The following is a 17654-nucleotide window of genomic DNA, read 5'->3' on the forward strand; positions in this document are numbered from 1 at the left end:
CTGGATTGGCGAGAATATCAGGAATTATTCACTACTATTTCTGTTGCCGACAGTGACGATGAGCAATTTGTCGGGATGGATGCGACGCTGGAAAGCATCGCGAATATCGGCGGCAGTAATTGCCTCGACCTTGTCGTTGAAGGTATCGAGATAATCATGAGCCAGTCCATAAAACTCAATCATCGAGATATACTGGACAATGTCCTTGTTACTGTCGATGCGCAACGGAAAACCGCCGGTGATGTTCTTCTTGGCGTGCTGTAACTCTTCTGCGGTCGGGCCCTCGTCGACGAAGCGGGTCAGCACCTCCTGCAACAGGCTCAGCGCCTGTTCGGCCTGATCATTGCTGGTCTGCAATCCCATGATAAACGCGCCGTTGACCTGTTGCGGAACGAAGTAGCTGTAACTGCTGTAGGCCAGTCCCCGCTCTTCACGAATGGTTTCCATAATTCTGGAACCAAACCCGCTGCCTCCCAGGATGTGATTGCCGACATACAAACTGAAATAGTCACGATCGCCACGCCGCATGCCGGGCTGTCCTACCAGCAAGTGGGTTTGAGCCGACGGATGAGAATGGTCCACCCGGTTCGCCTCATCCAACGGTTCCACTTCCGGCAGGGCGGGCGCCGATTCACCGGGCTTCAGTTTTGTTGTGACCTGTTCGGCCAGGGTTTCGGCCTGCTGACGGTCCAGCTGCCCGACAATGGCGACCACAGCGTTGTTTGCCACCAGGTAACGCTGATGAAATGCTTTCAGATCGGCCAGTTCCATGGCTTTTATGCTCTCTTCCTTACCCAGGACCGGCGTAGCATAGGGGTGCTGACCAAACAAATGGCGATAAAACAGATCCTCGGCCAGATCCCCGGGCGACTGTTTCTTATTCTGCAAACCAACCAGCGTGTTACGCCGCACACGGTTGAAAGCCTCATGCGGAAAAGTCGGTTCGGCCAGAATCGTGGCAAAGGTTTGCACGGCCTGTTCCAGAAGTGCCTCTGTGGTCAGGCCGCGCAGGCTGAAAGCGGCCATATCCCGTTTGACCGACACACCGTAATTGGCGCCGATATTATCGAACCGCCCGGCCAGTTGATCCGAATCCCACTGCCCGGCGCCTTCATTGAGCATACCGGCGGTAACCTTGGCCAGGCCAGGCAATTCACCATCGCGAGCGCTACCGGCATCGAACACCACGCGGACATCGACCATGGGCAGTTCCGACGCCGGCACGAACACCACCCGGGCACCGTTGTCCGTTGTCCAGCTCTGGACCTCAAAACGGCTATCTGCGCTGACGGGAAGCGTATCGCTGCCATGCTCGAACCGGGCCAGTGTAAAGGTCAATGCCAGAATAGCGATAACGGCCAGGGCAATTTTCCAGTTCATTCGCTTCATCATGTTTATCATCAGGTTGGCGGTTCTCAATGTCGGGAGGTGGCTGTCGTTGCTTCAGGCAATTGCTGGCCGTTAAGCGGTAATGGTTCGAGAATGGTCACGCTGCGATTATTTTTGTGCAGATACTTGCGTGCCACCTGTTGAATCTGTTGCGGTGTGACCGCGTTAATTTTCTCGCGATACACATCCATAGTCTGCCAGCCGAGTCCCACGGTTTCCAGAATGCCTATCTGCATGGCCTGGTAGAACATGGAATCCTTTTCATAAACATCGCTGGCAACCACCTGGGCCTTGATCCGTTCCAGCTCCGACTCCCCGACCGGTTCGTTTTTTAACGCTTCGATCTCGTCAAGCAACGCCTGCTCCAGTTCCGCAATATCATGCCCTCGTGCCGGTGTCCCGCTGAACATGAACAGGTTATCCTGCCGGGAATAGAGATCATAACCGGCGTCGGCACCGGCGGCGATCTGCTGACCGCGTACCAGTCGCGACGGCAGGCGCGCGCTGCGCCCACTGCTTAAAATGCCGGCCATCACTTCCAGTGCGTAAGACTCCCACTCCTGTTCAACGGTTTTAAGTACCGGCACATGATAGCCAAACAACAAATAGGGCAATTGGGCCGGCGCCTGTACGACGACTCGCCGCTCCCCCTTTTGTGGCGGTTCAAGCCGTGGCTTGATCGTCGGCACATCGACCTGCGGAAGGCGGCCGAAATGTTGTCTGGCCAGGCGATAAACCGCATCTGGCTCGACATCGCCGACGACAACCAGGGTCGCGTTGTTCGGGGCATACCACTGCTGATACCACTGTTGCAGGTCCTCAACGGTCAGGTTCTCCAAATCGTTCATCCAGCCGATGGTTGGATGCCGATACGGGCTGACCATAAAGGCAGTGGCATTAAATTTTTCATAGGCCAGGGCGCGCGGGTTATCTTCGGTGCGCAATTGGCGTTCTTCCACGACCACCTGACGTTCCTTGGCGAACTCATCCTTCGGCAGGGTCAGGTTACGCATGCGATCGGCCTCCAGTTCAAAACTGATCGCCAGGCGGCTTTTTTCCAGTTGCTGAAAATAGGCGGTGAAGTCCTTGCTGGTAAAGGCGTTCTCCCGCCCGCCATTTTCAGCGATGATCCGCGAGAACTCCCCGGGCCCGAGTTTTTCAGTGCCCTTGAACATCATATGTTCCAGCACATGGGAACTGCCGGTGATGCCGTTGTGTTCGTAACTGGCACCAATCTTGTACCAGATTTGGGATACCACCACCGGTGCGCGATGATCCTCTCGCACCAGCAGCTTCATGCCGTTATCCAGATTGTATTCATGGACCTGGCCCAGTACCGGTAAACAAAACAGTCCCAGCCCGAGCAGAATCAGTATACGTCGCATTGATTTATTTGGCCTGTATGAGGGGTTAGTGGCTTACTCAAAACATCAAGCAATGGTAGGATAGTGCGCCTGAAAGGCGGGAACAACCGGTTCCTCCACATTCCTCGATCACAATCACTACGACCCTGAAATTGATGTTTGGTTTCCGTAAATCTGATTCTGAGAACAGCGACGCAAAAGCCGGCACGCCGGGGTTGTTCGCCCGTCTGAAACAGGGCCTGTCGCGCACCCGTTCCGGTCTCACCGAGAGCCTGGCCCGCCTGGCCCGCGGCAAAAAGCAGATCGACGATGAATTGCTCGAAGAGATCGAGACCCTGCTGTTGAGCGCCGACGTCGGCGTGGAAGCCACCCGGCGGATCATCGATGAACTCACTGCCCGGGTGTCGCGCCAGGAACTGCAGGACAGCGACGCCCTGCTGGAAGCCCTGCGACAAAACATGCAACAGATTCTGACCCCCTGCGAGGCGCCATTGGCCATTGATACCGCCTGCCAGCCATTTGTCATCCTGATGGTCGGCATCAATGGTGCAGGCAAGACTACCACGATCGGCAAACTGGCACGACAACTCCAGCAACAGGGCCATTCTGTCATGCTGGCCGCCGGCGATACCTTCCGCGCCGCTGCCACCGAACAGTTACAAACCTGGGGAGAACGTAACGCGGTCCCTGTCATCGCCCAGCAACACGGTGCCGACAGTGCCTCGGTCATTTATGACGCCATGGCTGCGGCCCGCTCGCGGGGTATCGATGTGCTGATTGCCGACACCGCCGGACGCCTGCACACCCAGTCCAATCTGATGGACGAGCTGAAGAAGGTCCAACGGGTGATGACCAAGCTGGACCCGGCCGCTCCGCATGAAGTGATGCTGGTGGTGGATGCCGGCACCGGTCAGAACGCCCTGGTCCAGGCCGAGCAGTTTCATAATGCCGTCGGTCTGACCGGGATCACCCTGACCAAACTCGACGGCACCGCCAGAGGCGGGGTAATCTTTGCCATTGCCCAGAAGCTGGGTATACCCATTCGCTTCGTCGGTGTCGGCGAGAGCATCGAGGACCTGCGCCCGTTCCACGCCGGCGAATTCGTTCAGGCCCTGCTGGGCAGCGACGCCGGCGAGGCGCAAGAGCAATAATAAATAAAGCGGCAACCAATAAATGCGTGACCGCGTCAGGCAAACAGACTCAACCAAAGCGTTACGCTTTACAGTAGGCAGGTAAAAGGGGAACCCGGGGTGAATCTAAATCAACCATCGAAGACACTGAAGCCACTGAAACCGGCTTTGGCCAGGCAGCGTGCGAGTTTTCCTCGTCCCTCGTCCCTCGTCCCTCGTCCCTTTTATTGCTGATGATTCGCTTTACCTCGGCCAGCAAGCGCTACTCTGGCGGCTATGAAGCACTGACCAACGTCAGTTTCCACATGCCGGCCGGGCAGATGGCGTTTTTAACCGGCCACTCGGGTGCCGGCAAGAGCACCCTGCTCAAGCTCATTGCCCTGCTGGAGCGGCCCAGCCGCGGCCAGGTGCTGATCAACAACCAGAACCTGGCGCGCATCGGTCGCCGTCGCATCCCCTATTTCCGGCGCAACATTGGCATTATCTTCCAGGACCACCAGTTATTATTCGATCGCACTGTGTTCGACAATGTGGCCCTGCCGCTCATCATCGCCGGTCAACCGCAGCGCGAGACCGGCCGGCGGGTGCGCGCCGCGCTGGACAAGGTCGGTCTGCTCGGCAAGGAAAAGGCCTACCCGATTACGCTCTCCGGCGGCGAGCAACAGCGGGTCGGCATCGCCCGGGCAGTCGTCAACAAGCCGCCTTTGCTGCTGGCTGACGAGCCGACAGGCAACCTGGACCCGGCCCTGTCCAGGGAAATCATGAGCATTTTCGAAGATTTCAGTCAGGTAGGAGTGACCGTGCTGGTGGCCAGTCACGACCTGGCCCTGATCTCAAGCCTGCCCTATCGTCGCCTGACCCTGGAGCAGGGCCGGTTGAGCACCGACAGTGACCCGAGCGAGTAAGCCAATGCGCCGCGACCGCCCTGTCCCGTCCCCAAAACCCCGGCGCACGGAATCGCGCCGTAGCGGCCGGCCGGGCCGGCTGCGCATTCACCTGCTGCGGCATGCCCAGGTATTTTTCTACACCCTTGGCCAGCTCAGTCGCCGACCGGCCTCGATGCTGATGACCGCCGCCGTCATCGGCATTGCTCTGGCCCTGCCCGCCGGCCTGCATGTGGTCCTCAAAAGCGCCCAGCAACTCAGTGGCGGCTGGGACGAGGCGAGTCAGATTTCCCTGTTCCTGCAGCGCGGCACTCCCGATAACGAGGCGCGCCGCCTGGTCCGCCAGCTCGAGGAACACCCCCGGATTCGCCAGGTCAGTTACATATCACCCAAACAGGCACTGGCTGAATTTCAGCGTCTGTCGGGCTTCGGCGAGGCACTGGACGCACTGCAGGAGAACCCCCTGCCGGCAGTACTGGTGGTCTTGCCGGTAGTCGAGCGAAGCGACCCATCAGCCACCGAAGCGCTGCTGGGCGAGCTGCGCGAGAACCCGCGCGTGGATCTGGCCCGGCTCGATGTGCAATGGGTCAAGCGGCTCTACGCCATCATGGATATCCTGCGCCAGGGGGTCTATGTACTGGCCAGCCTGCTGGCCCTGGCGGTGTTGCTGGTGGTCGGCAACACCATTCGCCTGGCCATTCAGAATCGCCGGGACGAGATCGTGATCATCAAGCTGATCGGCGGCACCGACGCCTTCATTCGTCGCCCGTTTCTGTATACCGGCTTCTGGTACGGCCTGTTCGGTGCCCTGATCGCCTGGCTGCTAATCACAATTTCCCTGTGGATTCTCAGCGGACCGGTGGAAAAACTGGCCGGTCTGTATCAAAACAGCTTCAGCCTGACCGGGTTAAATATCCAGACCACCGTCATATTACTCATCTCGGGCATTGCACTGGGACTGGTGGGTTCATGGATCGCCGTAGGCCGCCATTTACGCGACATCGAACCGGGCTGACGCCGGAAAATAACCTGAAAATTCGTTACAGATTGCCCTGTTACAGTCGATACCTTGTAGGTTGCAGTAAACAGATTGTCAAAACTCAAAAATGTCAGATATACATACCCGGATCATGGTGGTCGATGGCTCATCCGTTTCACGGGCGATTCTCGCTCGCATCCTGCGCGAGGAGCTGGACAACGTCGAAGTAATGACCTGCGAATCGGGAACCGAGGCACAGGCGCTGCTCGGGCAACAGCATTTTGATCTGATCACCACCGCCATGCTGCTCTCGGACATGGACGGCCTGGCCCTGAGCCGTGCGGTCCGGGATACCAGGCAGCATCATTACACTCCGGTTATCGTGGTTTCCGGCGATGCCCACGAGCGTTTGCTGCGCGAGGGTTTCGAAGCCGGCATCACCGATTATTTTGACAAATCCAACGGCTACAGGGCCTTTGGCGACTTCATTAAATCATTTATCCAGCGCAATACCGGACTGGTCGGTCATATCCTGTACGTGGAAGACAGCCGGACCGCCGCTGCGGTAACCAGGAAAATCCTGGAAAAGCATGGCCTCAAGGTCACCCTGACTGACAACGCCGAACAGGCTATCGTGCTGCTGGACAACCCCAATCCCGACACCGGGTTCGACATGGTCATCACCGATTTCTTCCTCGAAGGGGCATTGACCGGCGGGGATCTGCTGCACGCGATTCGCGCCCGACTGCACCTTTCACAGCAGGAGCTGCCGGTGCTGGTACTGACCGGCTCCGACGACAAACAGAAGCAGGTCGAAGTGTTCCACGCCGGGGGCAACGATTTTGTCGGCAAGCCCCTGATCGAAGAGGTGCTGATGGCCCGGGTTCGCTCATTGCTGCTGATCAAACACCAGTATGACGCCCTCAAGCAACAGACCGAGGCGATGCGCTGGATCGCCGCCACCGACAGCCTGACCGGCGTGCGCAGCAAGCGCTATCTGCTAGATAAGGGCGAAAGCTACATACAGGACCCCGCACACCAGCCGGTCTGGGCCGTGCTGATTGACATCGACCACTTCAAACAGATCAACGACACCCGGGGCCACATCACCGGCGACCATGTCCTGGCCGAGCTGGGCGAAACACTCAACCAGTGGTTCCCGAACGATATGGCGGTGCGTTTCGGCGGGGAAGAATTCTGCGTGCTGGTCAAAGGAGCCCGGGCTGACGCCATGCTCGAGCAGGCGGAAACGCTACGCCAGCATATCCAGCAGCTGCGTCCGGCCGGGGTCGATATCACTATCAGCCTGGGGCTCGCCAGCACCGAAGACCACCCCGAACTGCCCCTGAGCGAGTTTCTGAACAAGGCCGACCAGGCCCTCTACCACTCCAAGCAGCAGGGCCGAAACCGCGCCAGCCTGTTCGCCAGCGAAGGGATACAGGCTTCTCCGTGGAACTATTCGAGCCAATAGTGTTCCACGAGACTTTGAAATCTTCGCGGTCCTCGTCTATATATTAGAGGGAACTAATAAGGTATTTGGCACTCTCAATATACGAGTGCTAATATTGGTCTATATGATGAAAGAGGAAACACAGACAATGAGTAAGGGTCTAGAACTGCAACTGGCCGTCCCGACCGGTAACCTGGAATCCTATATCCAGGCAACGCGCAGTATTCCAATGCTTTCGGCGGAGGAAGAGACCTCACTGGCGCGCCGCTGGCAGGAACAGCAGGATATGAACGCCGCGCAACAGCTGGTGCTCTCACATCTGCGCTTTGTGGTGCACATTGCCCGTAGCTACAGCGGCTACGGCCTGCCCCAGGCCGATTTGATCCAGGAAGGCAATATCGGCCTGATGAAAGCAGTCAAACGCTTCGACCCCAATGTGGGGGTGCGCCTGGTTTCCTTCGCGGTCTACTGGATCCGCGCCGAGATTCACGAATACATCCTGCGCAACTGGCGTATCGTCAAGGTGGCCACCACCAAGGCACAGCGCAAACTGTTCTTCAACCTGCGCAGCGCCAAGCAGCGTCTGGGCTGGTTCAACCATGACGAAGTCGAATCGGTCGCCGAGGATCTGGGTGTGACCACCAAGGACGTGCGTGAGATGGAATCGCGCATGAGCGGCCAGGACATCGGCTTCGATCAGCCGGACGATGACGACGATGATCGTCCCAACCTGTCGCCAGTCGGCTTTCTGGAAGACATAAGCCATGAGCCGTCGCAGATGGTAGAAGATCAGCAGTGGGAAGATCACAGCAAACAGCAGCTGCTGGGTGCCCTGAAAAAGCTGGACGATCGCAGCCGCGACATCATCACCCAGCGCTGGCTGAGCGACAGCAAATCCACGCTGCACGACCTGGCCGATCAGTACAACATCTCGGCCGAGCGGATTCGCCAGCTGGAAAACAACGCCATGAAAAAACTGCGTGGTGCACTGGCTGCCTGACTTCAAAGGGGCTAGTCTCTAGCTTCCAGGTCCTGGTTGGCAGAGTCAAAATCCCCGGCCCGTGTAAACGGGACCGGGGTTTTCTTTTATGTCGTCGACAACATTACAAGATCTGTCAAGATAGGTGCGTACTACGCACCGGCAGCTCGCACGAATAGAACGACGGCACTGACATAATAATTCATTTCTCCACGCCTCTACGACTCCGCGTCCTCCGCGTTACTTTCCAGAGCCTCGAAAAGTGGTAGCCCCGGCCTTGTCTGGCACGATTTCGGGTTCGTAGTCACTGCCCAGATCGGTGCCGAGTTCCTCGGCTACCATCCACTAACAGGATTCGGCTTCGCAGGAACCACAGTCGCGCCAGACGGCGAAACCTTCGTGCATGCAGCATGAGTTACGGGATCATCTTGCCGCCAGGTGATTGCTCATAGTCACCTCCGGGTTCGGGGTGACCGGTTTACTGTTCGGGTTTCTCAGCATCCTCCGTCCTGAGCTCCGGGATAGCTTGTCCCTTCCCCTCCTCTTTGTTGTTCTCGTTCCCGTCCTCGTCATTGCTGATGACCTTACTGATCTTCTGCTGCAGCTTGAACATTTCGTTTTTCAGACGCTGCTCGCCTTCCTTGTGCCCGCCTTCATACATGGAAGCATATTCGTCCATCATGTTCTCCATGGTTTCCATGGTGGTCTCGAGGTTTTTTTGCAGATTATTTTTTTCATCCCGCAATTGCTTGTTTTCACGCTTGAGTTTGACAAGCAGTGATTCACGCTCGGCATCCCCCTCATCCTCCTCTTCCAGTAAATGATAGTAGCTTCTGAGCAGCCTTTCGACGTCGTGATCCACCTGCAGCAGCTGTTCCGGGTTCCGTCCCATGAACAGGCGCAAGATATGGGCATAGAGACTGGTTTCATGTTTGAGCATGGCCCGGGCCCGGGCATCGGCCTGCTCGGCGTCCATCTCAAGCTGCTCGGTGAGCAGTCCGATCAATTTCTTCCGGCGTTCGGACTCGGAATCACGCAGGCGATTGATAAGCTCCAGGGCCAGCCGCCGATGCTTGCGCTGACGGCGAATCATCAATACCAGCAGCACCACGGCCCCCAGTAACAATACCGCACTCAATTCGCTGGTCAGCACAAGTAGTCCGGTCTGAAACTCGTTCATAGCTCCAACTCCTTCTTTTCAGAGGCCAGAACATCACGGCGCAGCTTGCGCAGATAAACATAGATCGCCACGCCGCCCAGAATCAGTAGCAGATTGGTCAGAACCACCATGGCAATAACCCAGCGCCAGTCCAGTTCCCGTTCACTTCCGGGTTCGCTGCGCTTGTCCGCATCGCTCGAGTCCGGACGCGTCTCTTCGCCGAGAGAGGCGCCGGCAGGTTTAGCGTCTATCCGGCGTTGCACCTGACTGACAAACTCGCGTCCATCCTGGCGGGTCGCCTGAAAATCCACGCTCAGGATCTCGCCGGTCAGACTTGCCGGCACGTCCGCTTGCCACGCATTGCCCTCACGGTTCAGTTCAATCGGTGCCCCGGCACTGTTATGTAACGACAGCTGCATTGATTCGGGCCTGAACAGCGCGGTTACCGGGTTAACATGCAGCCGGTAATGTCCCCCGGGTTGCTTATCCAGCCGAATGACGAACGGCGCCTCATATATGCGCAGATGATGGACCTGCTCGCGTTCGAAGGTCGGGCTGCTGGCCCGCACCCGCAAGGTATGCTCGCCGGCTACCAGTATCTGCTGTACATCACGTTGATAAACCCCATCAAGATCCGGGGCGTTTAATGGATAGCTCGATGGCCCGGAATCAGGCGGGTTATCGGTCTGCAGAGTGAAATCGATCAGTTCGAGAAAGCTTTGATCGTTGATCCGCTGCCCCTTGTCACTCAGCCAGGCACTTAACCTCAACTCGTCTTGGCGCAGCAGATGATCCGGCAAGGGATCCACCTGCAATTGGAGGTTGGTCAGCACCATGACCCGGTTATCGGGATCCTCGCGGGTCTTTAACAGCCATTCACCGCTTTGCGGCTGCTCGATGGTCACCAGATCATAGTCCGCTTCAGCGTGCCAACGGGCTGTCGAAGGATGGTCTGCTTCATTCCAGACTTGCTGCCCGGGAGGAATGACATTCAGCGGCGGTTCGCCATCGCGACGAAACACCAGCAAGGTCATATCCTCGATCTTTTCATCGACGACAAAGCGGTTGTTCGTCAGAGGCAGGGTCTGCACTGTTACTGCTTTTTCAAACAGCCGCAGAAACAACCGTTGCAATGCTTCACTGTCCCGCGCCTCTTCATACCAGCCTCCGCTGGCGGCCGACAGTGTCGTGAGCAAATCCCGATCCACGCCGTCGGAAAGCCCGAGCGTATGGATTTTGACCCCGGCGCGTTGCAGACGGGGCAACAGTTCCTCCAGAATCCGCCGACGGGAGCGGTCACTGGCCTGCGTTTTGTCGCTGACATCCACCTTGCCGTCGGTCAGCAATAACAGATGCCGGTCATAGGCCGGATCCGGCGATTGCCAGTTGAATGCCGCCTTTTCCAGCGCCGCCTCGATGTTGGTAAACAGGCCGCGGGAATGGAGCGCCTGCGCTTCACGCCGGGCCCGCGCTTTCCAGTCGGCATCGACCTGACCGTAGGGCACGGCCATATTCACGTACTGGCCGAAGGTCCAGACACCTGCATGGATTCCGTCGGGCATCAGGCCGGTGAGCAGCTTCAACGCCGGGCGGCGCAGGTTGTCGGGATCGGTCTGCTTCATGCTGCCGGAAATATCAATCAGCACGCGCAAATCGGTCGTCGGCGTCTCGTCCGCCCACACGGGTGCAACGACTGACATAAGCAGAGCAAGAAAGGGAAACACGTAACAGCGTGAGCGTTGCAACAAAGACAAAAACCCGAAACTCCATCTTGAAATGACGGCCGCCAGGAGAAAAACCCCGGCGGTTCATTCAGTTATCGGCGAATACGACGACCGAGTTGAGTCTTTGGCGGATTTATTGGCAGAAAAAGTGGCACAAGGGGAAGGCGGAAAGACAACCGACCCGAAAAGCAGCCACGCACTTTTCGGGCCGGAAACGGTTCAGCCGGCGATAATGACGGACAGGAAGCTGAACCAGGCAATGGCAATCAGCACGATCACAATCACCATGGGCAAATTCTGGAACGTGAACATTTCTTTCATGGGGCTCTCCAAAAAGGCATCATCTTCAATAAGTAAATTCTAATAAACCAGGGACACGGCATCAAGTCGGCCTGTCCTTATCTTCACCGGCGTCGTCTTCCTGGCGCCGACGGGGAATCCGCGGATCATCGTCATCCATCAAAATCCTGTGCGCCGGGCCTTCCAGGTCCTCGAACTGCCCGCTGCGCACCGCCCAGATCAGCGCTCCGATGGCCACTGCCAGCACAATCACGGCAATGGGGATGAGCAGATACAGGATCTCCATAATCTCTCCTTGCGTGCGCCGTCCCGGGTATCTCAGCCGGGACGCCCCTCATTATCCGCCACTGGCGGCAGCGGTGAAAGCCCGGCTTCTCGTTGCGTCGCCGCCTTCGTCTTCCCGCGCAACAGACGCAGGGCATTGAGCACGACCAGTAGCGAGCTCAAAGACATGCCCAGGGCGGCAAGCCAGGGCGTCAGGAAGCCCGCAGCGGCTACCGGCAGGGCCACCAGATTATATCCCAGTGCCCAGCCGATATTCTGACGTACGATGCGCAACGTGGCGCGTGATTGTCTGACGGCGGCCAGCAGATGATCCAGCCGGTTGGACTGCAGAATCATGTCAGCGCTGTTGTGCGCCAGTTCGACACCACTGGCCATGGCAATGGAAACATGAGCCTGGGAGAGGACCGGGGCGTCATTGACCCCGTCGCCCACCATCGCCACGGTATGCCCCTGCTCCTGCAGTTCACGCAGACCGGCCAGTTTATCCGCCGGCAGCAGTGCGCCCCGGGCCTCCGCGATCCCCAGCTGCCTGGCCACCCGGGTCACCGCCGCGGGGTCATCGCCGGAGAAAAGCCGGACCTCAATCCCCAGTTTATGCAGACCGGCCACGGTCGCCCGGGCATCGTCTCGCAGCCGATCGCTCAGCTCCAGCAAGGCGAGTAATCCATCGGCCGACCCCAGATACACCGGGCTGGCGCCCGGCATCGCTGCGGGCAGCATACCGGTATCGGCACCACTCAATTGATTGACAAAAGCCAGCGTCCCGACCCGGTAGGTCACCCCGTCAATTTCGCCGCTCACCCCGCAACCGGGTGTGGCCTGCAGCCGTTCGACCGCCGGCGGCGACCCGGCGGCGGCGCTGATAGCCCGCGCCAGCGGGTGTTCCGAACCCCGTTCCAGGGCCGCCGCCAGGGCCAGCGCCTGTTGCGCCGACAGCGCTCCCAGCGGGCGAACCCGGGCGAGCGACAGCTGCCCCTCGGTCAGGGTTCCGGTTTTGTCGAAGACCAGCGTATCAATGCGCGCCAGAGTCTCCAGCGCATGGCCGCGCGTGGTTATCACGCCGCGCCGGGTCAATTGCCCGGTACTGGCGGTCATGGCAACCGGGGTGGCCAGCGACAGGGCACAGGGACAGCTGACCACCAGCACTGCCACCGCGACCCAGAAAGCCCGGGCCGGGTCGATCTGCCACCAGATCAGTCCCGCGCTGGTCGCCAGTAACAAAACCAGCAACACGAAGTAACCGGTTCCCCGCTGGGCGAGCCGGGCAATGCGCGGTTTTTCAATCTGGGCCCGATCCAGCAGACGCTGGATACCGGACAGCACCGTATCCTGTCCGACCCGGGTGACCCGCATCTCCAGCGGACTCTCCACGTTGACGGCACCGCCGATCAGGGTATCGCCCGCCTGGCGGGTGCGAGGCAGGCTCTCCCCGCTCAACAGCGACTCGTCGACGCTGGATGTCCCGCCAAGCACTTCGCCGTCAGCGGGCACCGTCTCCCCGGGACGAATACGGACCCGATCGCCGGGCACCAGTTCGGCCACCCCGACCTGGATTTCCTCCCCCTGCGCATTCAGCCGGGTGGCCAGCGCCGGCAGCAGGGTCGCGAGATTTTCCACCGCCGCGCTGGCGCGCTGGCGTGCCCCCATCTCCAGATAGCGACTCAGCAGCAGGAAAAACACAAACATGGTGGCCGATTCGAAATAGACCTCGCCACTGCGCGTGACGGTGGCAATGGCGCTGGCGAAGTAGGTGCCGCCCACGGCCAGCGCCACCGGCACGTCCATGCCCAGTTGACGCTGGCGAAGATCCCGCCAGGCAGCGCTGTAAAACGGCCAGCCCGCGTAGACGATCACCGGGGTGGCAATAATCAGGCTGACCCAGCGCAAAAAATGCATCATGTCCGCAGTCATGCCCTGGTCCTCGCCGGCATACAACGCCACAGCCAGCATCATCACCTGCATCATCCCCAGCCCGGCAATGGCCAGGCGTCGCAGAGCGCGGCTGCGCTCGCGCTGCTGAACCTGGGCCTGGCGATGGGGATCATAGGGATGGGCCCGGTAACCAATAGCGCTGATCGCCCTGAGGATGTCGCTCAGCTGAATCTGTCGCTCGTCCCAGCGCACGCGGGCACGCTGCGTGCTGTAATTGATGGCAAATTCCAGTACCCCGGGCAGGCTGCCGACATGTCGCTCGTTGAGCCAGACACAGGCAGCGCAGGTAATTCCTTCCAGGATCAGCGAAGCCTCACGCTCCTCTGGCTCGCCGCTGACAAAGCGTTGCTGCACTTCGGGGCGATCGTAGAGATCCAGCGTCTTCAGTGCCTCAGGTACCAGCTGCGCGGGGTTGGGGGCGTTTTCGGTGCGATAGCGGTAGAAATCTTCCAGTCCCGCATCGACAATGGCATTGGCCACCGCTTCGCAGCCGGGACAACACATAGGCCGCGCCTCAGCGTCGATCACAGCCTGATAATGACTGCCTGGAGGAACCGGCTGCCCGCAATGAAAACAGCTGTGATGTTCCCCGGCCATCGGCAAACGGCTCAGCGCGCCGCCTCTATCCGGGTGGTTGCCTTGATCTCATGGCTTTGCTCCCCCCGGCGTATCTGCAACAGTAATTCCCAGCGTCCGCCTTCGGGTAACACCGGTTTGGCCAGATAACTCCCGGGCTCATCCGTCTGTGGCGACATGGTAAACGCCTGATCGAGCCGACTGTCCCCCGGACGCAAAAAGACTCCGTGTACCTCGGCGTCGCTGACAGGCGTGCCATTCCGATCCAGTACCCGCACCTTGAAGACAGACGCCTGCCCGGCGCGGGGCTCACCCAGCCAGCCCTTTTGCACCTGCCAGCCCCGTTCCTGCTGTTCCTGGATGCGTTGTTGAAACTGGTTGAATTCATCCTGCTCTTTGCGAAAATCACGCGCCACGGTACCGGGGAAATGGGAGCTGACCTGCCCGCCGCTGCGTGGTTCGGGCAGCAGCCAGCGGGTCGCCTCGGTATCCAGACCTTTTTGCGCCAGCAGGATATAGACGGAATTGACACCAATGACAACCATGAAAAAGATCACGATCGCCGCCGGTCCCCAGTGAAACCAGCGGCCGGTTTCGCCAGCCGCGCGGCGCGCATCACGCTGACTGGTGATAATCCCCAGTACATAGACAGTCACAAGATAAACGGCGATGTGAATGGCAAATACATCGGCTCCCGGCCAGCTAATAATGACCGTGGGCATATAGATGCCGATTACCAGCAAGGCCGCGACCACTGCCACCATCTTGCCGTCCAGTCTGCTGAAGCGATACAGCAGGGCGAAGCCAATGGTAATAACAATGATACCACCGAGCAGGGAATACAGAATATCTGTCATGGCAGTAACCTTAGTCTGTTGAGGGGGTATAGAACACGGTATTGCGCCGGGCCGTCAGGGGGGCTTCACTATTCATCTGGCGAATCACAAACTCGAATGATTGGCGTTCCTGTTCAGCCATTTGCGGCCGCCGGTTCACCTTGGCGATCAGTTTAAGGCTGTGTTCAGGGCCCACAGTCACTTCGCTGTTGCCTCCCAGATCCAGTTCCGCCCGGGGAAGACCCTTGATACTGATCCGGTAACGGATCGCGTCACTGGTTTTATTATTAATTTTGATCTCGTAACGGTTCTGAATCCGGCCATCGGACAATGTGACCGACAGCGGTTGACGGAACTGGGCCACACTCAGCTCAACTTTGTCCCGATGCGAAATCGCCCAGGCCAACAGGCTGATCGTGGCAACCAGTACCAGCGCGTAGCCCAGATTTTTCAGATTGAAGGGATTGCTCTTTTCCCCTTCCAGAGCCTTTTGCGAGGTATAGCGGATCAGTCCGCGCGGATAACCGATACTGTCCATGATAGTATCGCAGGCGTCGATACACAGTGCACAGGATATACACTGATATTGCAGGCCATTGCGAATATCGATGCCGACCGGACACACCTGGACGCAATAACCACAATCGATACAATCCCCCACCTTGTCGGCAATACGCGCCTCGCGCTCCATGTAATCTTTGGACGGTTTATGTCGACCCTGTTCACGTTCCCCGCGTTGTTCGTCATATGCCACTATCAGGGTATCGCGATCGAACATTACACCCTGGAAGCGGGCATAAGGGCACATATAGGTACAGACCTGCTCGCGTGCCAGGCCGGCCATTACATAAGTCGTGGCGGTGAGAAACAGTGTCGTAGCATACGCCGCGAAGGGGGCCTGTCCCTGGAAGAAGTTCAGGGCCAGTTGAGGGGCATCCCCCCAGTAAAGCGTGAAGGTCAAACCGGTCACAAAAGCCATAGCCAGCCATAGCAGGTGCGTCACACCCAGTTTTAAAAACTTGGCCATGTCCCACGGTGCGTTTGCCAGCTTGATTCGGGCATTTCGTTCGCCCTGTACCAGACGTTCGATCAGGATATAAACATCCGTCCACAGGGTCTGGAAACAGAAATAGCCGCAAAACACACGCCCGGCAACTCCGGTAACGAAAAACAGTAATAATGCGAATATAACCAGCAGCCCCGCCAGCCAGAAGATATCCTGGGCATATACCACGAGGTCAAACAGATAAAAACGTCGTCCGGCCAGATCGAATAATACCGCCTGGTCCGGTGCGTTTTCACGCGTCCAGCGCAGCCAGGGCAACAAAAAATAGACGCCGTAGGCGAGCGTCAGTATCGCGTATTTAAGCGTACGAAAGCGTCCTTTAACCGAACGCGGATAGATTGGAATACGGGCCTGATAAGCGGGTTCTGTCATTCCTGCATCAATTAGGTGTCAGACATCCACTGGTAATGCCAAATAAATAAAGGGAGGGACGTTCGCCTGGTGCAAACGCGCCCTCCCACCGGTTGTATTTTGTTGTCTTTGAGTCGGGCAATCGAGCCTAGTTCCCGCCGCCCATTTCGTGCACATAATAAGTCAGGATCTTGATTTCGGTATCCGACAGGCGCTCTTTCCAGCCCGGCATTTCGCGCGCGACACCATTGCGCACCAGCTTCATTACGGCCTCTTTCTGCGCTTCGGTGCTGGCTGCACCGGGAACGTCGACAATTGTCCAGATACTGTCGGTCAGGTTTGCCGAGCCCATTGAGGGCTTGCCTTTGGCATCTTCACCATGACATACCGCACAATTGGCATCGAAGACCTGCTTGCCGCGCTCGACTTCCCCGGTATCCATATCATGATCGGACAGACTCAGCACATAGGCTGAAACATTGCTGATTTGTTCCTGCGAGAGCTGCCCCTTGAAACCCGGCATATTGCCCTGACGACCTTCCCGAATGGAGTGTTCAATCTGCTCGAAAGAGCCGCCCCACAGCCAGGCATCATCGATCAGGTTCGGGTATTTGCCCATCACGCCATTACCGCCGGTTTGATGGCAGGCGGCACAGTTATCCGCGAACAACACCTTGGCCATGGAGAAAGCAAACCCGGTCTGTTCAGGATCGGCCTGGATCTGCTGGTATGAAGCCTGGCTCAACTGTTCCACGTACTTGGCCTGCGCCTGACGGGCTTCCTGCATTTCCTTTTCGAACAGAGCCCGGGTATTCCAGTGCGTGGTGACTGTCTTTCCGTCCTCAGTGGTATAGGTAATGTCGTTCATCACCCCTTTGGTATACGTATCGCCAAGGGGCAATGTTGGATAAAGAATCCAGTAAATAATCGCAAATACTACCGTGGCATAGAATGCCCATAACCACCAGTTCGGAAGCGGATTATTAAACTCCTGGAGGTCCCCATCCCAGGCATGTCCGGTAGTCTGTACTGTCTTCTGGCTTTTATCTTTACTCATTGTCTGTATCCTTGCGATGGCCTACGTCATCATCTTCAAACGGAATATTCTTGTATGACTCGAGACGGCGACTGCGCTTGCGGTTTGTAAAGACATACAAAATGATGCCTACAAAGGTAATAAAGAAAAGCAGCAACAGGAACGTTTTTGCGTCCCCGGAATACACCATCGATTTTATCCAGTCATACATATC

General features: G+C 58.0%; 15 protein-coding genes. 5 read left to right on the top strand and 10 right to left on the bottom strand.

Annotated elements, in window-relative coordinates; all coding sequences use genetic code 11:
• Positions 1 to 24: 24 nt before the first annotated feature.
• Positions 25 to 1380, bottom strand: coding sequence for a M16 family metallopeptidase (locus R6U90_RS08275; RefSeq protein ID WP_410352204.1), 1356 nt, complete (start codon positions 1378 to 1380; stop codon positions 25 to 27).
• A gap of 35 nt (positions 1381 to 1415) precedes the next feature.
• Positions 1416 to 2774 carry a M16 family metallopeptidase gene (locus tag R6U90_RS08280; protein WP_410352205.1) on the bottom strand — a complete coding sequence of 453 codons (1359 nt, stop codon included), beginning with the start codon at positions 2772 to 2774 and terminating at the stop codon, positions 1416 to 1418.
• Positions 2775 to 2908: 134 nt separating this feature from the next.
• Between R6U90_RS08280 and ftsY the strand changes: the two genes are divergently transcribed.
• The 5 genes from ftsY to rpoH all read left to right on the top strand — a co-directional run bounded on the left by ftsY (position 2909) and on the right by rpoH (position 8196).
• The gene (gene ftsY, locus R6U90_RS08285) at positions 2909 to 3904 is read left to right on the top strand and encodes a signal recognition particle-docking protein FtsY (RefSeq protein ID WP_410352206.1); all 996 of its coding nucleotides are present in this window, start codon (positions 2909 to 2911) and stop codon (positions 3902 to 3904) included.
• A 212-nt stretch (positions 3905 to 4116) separates the two neighbouring features.
• Positions 4117 to 4788 (top strand): cell division ATP-binding protein FtsE, encoded by a 672-nt coding sequence (ftsE, locus tag R6U90_RS08290; RefSeq protein WP_410352207.1) that lies wholly within the window; start codon positions 4117 to 4119, stop codon positions 4786 to 4788.
• A 4-nt stretch (positions 4789 to 4792) separates the two neighbouring features.
• Positions 4793 to 5782, top strand: coding sequence for a permease-like cell division protein FtsX (gene ftsX / locus R6U90_RS08295; protein WP_410352208.1), 990 nt, complete (start codon positions 4793 to 4795; stop codon positions 5780 to 5782).
• Positions 5783 to 5873: 91 nt separating this feature from the next.
• Positions 5874 to 7217, top strand: coding sequence for a diguanylate cyclase (locus R6U90_RS08300; RefSeq protein WP_410352209.1), 1344 nt, complete (start codon positions 5874 to 5876; stop codon positions 7215 to 7217).
• A gap of 127 nt (positions 7218 to 7344) precedes the next feature.
• Positions 7345 to 8196: an RNA polymerase sigma factor RpoH gene (rpoH, locus tag R6U90_RS08305; protein ID WP_410352210.1), complete on the top strand. Its 852-nt coding sequence runs from the start codon at positions 7345 to 7347 to the stop codon at positions 8194 to 8196.
• A gap of 457 nt (positions 8197 to 8653) precedes the next feature.
• Here the strand turns inward: rpoH and R6U90_RS08310 are convergent, their stop codons facing one another.
• From R6U90_RS08310 to R6U90_RS08345, 8 genes are all read right to left on the bottom strand, one after another.
• Positions 8654 to 9355, bottom strand: coding sequence for a hypothetical protein (locus R6U90_RS08310; RefSeq protein WP_410352211.1), 702 nt, complete (start codon positions 9353 to 9355; stop codon positions 8654 to 8656).
• Positions 9352 to 11034: a vWA domain-containing protein gene (locus tag R6U90_RS08315; RefSeq protein ID WP_410352212.1), complete on the bottom strand. Its 1683-nt coding sequence runs from the start codon at positions 11032 to 11034 to the stop codon at positions 9352 to 9354. The genes R6U90_RS08310 and R6U90_RS08315 overlap by 4 nt, the downstream gene beginning before the upstream one ends.
• 406 nt (positions 11035 to 11440) lie before the next feature.
• A complete protein-coding gene (gene ccoS, locus R6U90_RS08320; protein ID WP_410352213.1) occupies positions 11441 to 11644 on the bottom strand; it encodes a cbb3-type cytochrome oxidase assembly protein CcoS in 204 nt (67 codons plus the stop codon).
• Between the two features lie 32 nt (positions 11645 to 11676).
• A complete protein-coding gene (locus tag R6U90_RS08325; RefSeq protein ID WP_410352214.1) occupies positions 11677 to 14172 on the bottom strand; it encodes a heavy metal translocating P-type ATPase in 2496 nt (831 codons plus the stop codon).
• An 11-nt stretch (positions 14173 to 14183) separates the two neighbouring features.
• Complete coding sequence (locus R6U90_RS08330) at positions 14184 to 15008, bottom strand: FixH family protein (protein WP_410352215.1); 825 nt, start codon at positions 15006 to 15008, stop codon at positions 14184 to 14186.
• 10 nt (positions 15009 to 15018) lie between these two features.
• Positions 15019 to 16425, bottom strand: coding sequence for a cytochrome c oxidase accessory protein CcoG (gene ccoG, locus R6U90_RS08335; protein ID WP_410352216.1), 1407 nt, complete (start codon positions 16423 to 16425; stop codon positions 15019 to 15021).
• A gap of 127 nt (positions 16426 to 16552) precedes the next feature.
• The gene (gene ccoP / locus R6U90_RS08340) at positions 16553 to 17461 is read right to left on the bottom strand and encodes a cytochrome-c oxidase, cbb3-type subunit III (protein WP_410352217.1); all 909 of its coding nucleotides are present in this window, start codon (positions 17459 to 17461) and stop codon (positions 16553 to 16555) included.
• Complete coding sequence (locus R6U90_RS08345) at positions 17454 to 17651, bottom strand: cbb3-type cytochrome c oxidase subunit 3 (RefSeq protein ID WP_410352218.1); 198 nt, start codon at positions 17649 to 17651, stop codon at positions 17454 to 17456. Before R6U90_RS08345 ends, ccoP begins: the two co-directional genes overlap by 8 nt.
• Positions 17652 to 17654 lie beyond the last annotated feature (3 nt).

The sequence above is a fragment of the Thiohalophilus sp. genome (assembly GCF_046483665.1).
Lineage (GTDB): Bacteria > Pseudomonadota > Gammaproteobacteria > UBA6429 > Thiohalophilaceae > Thiohalophilus.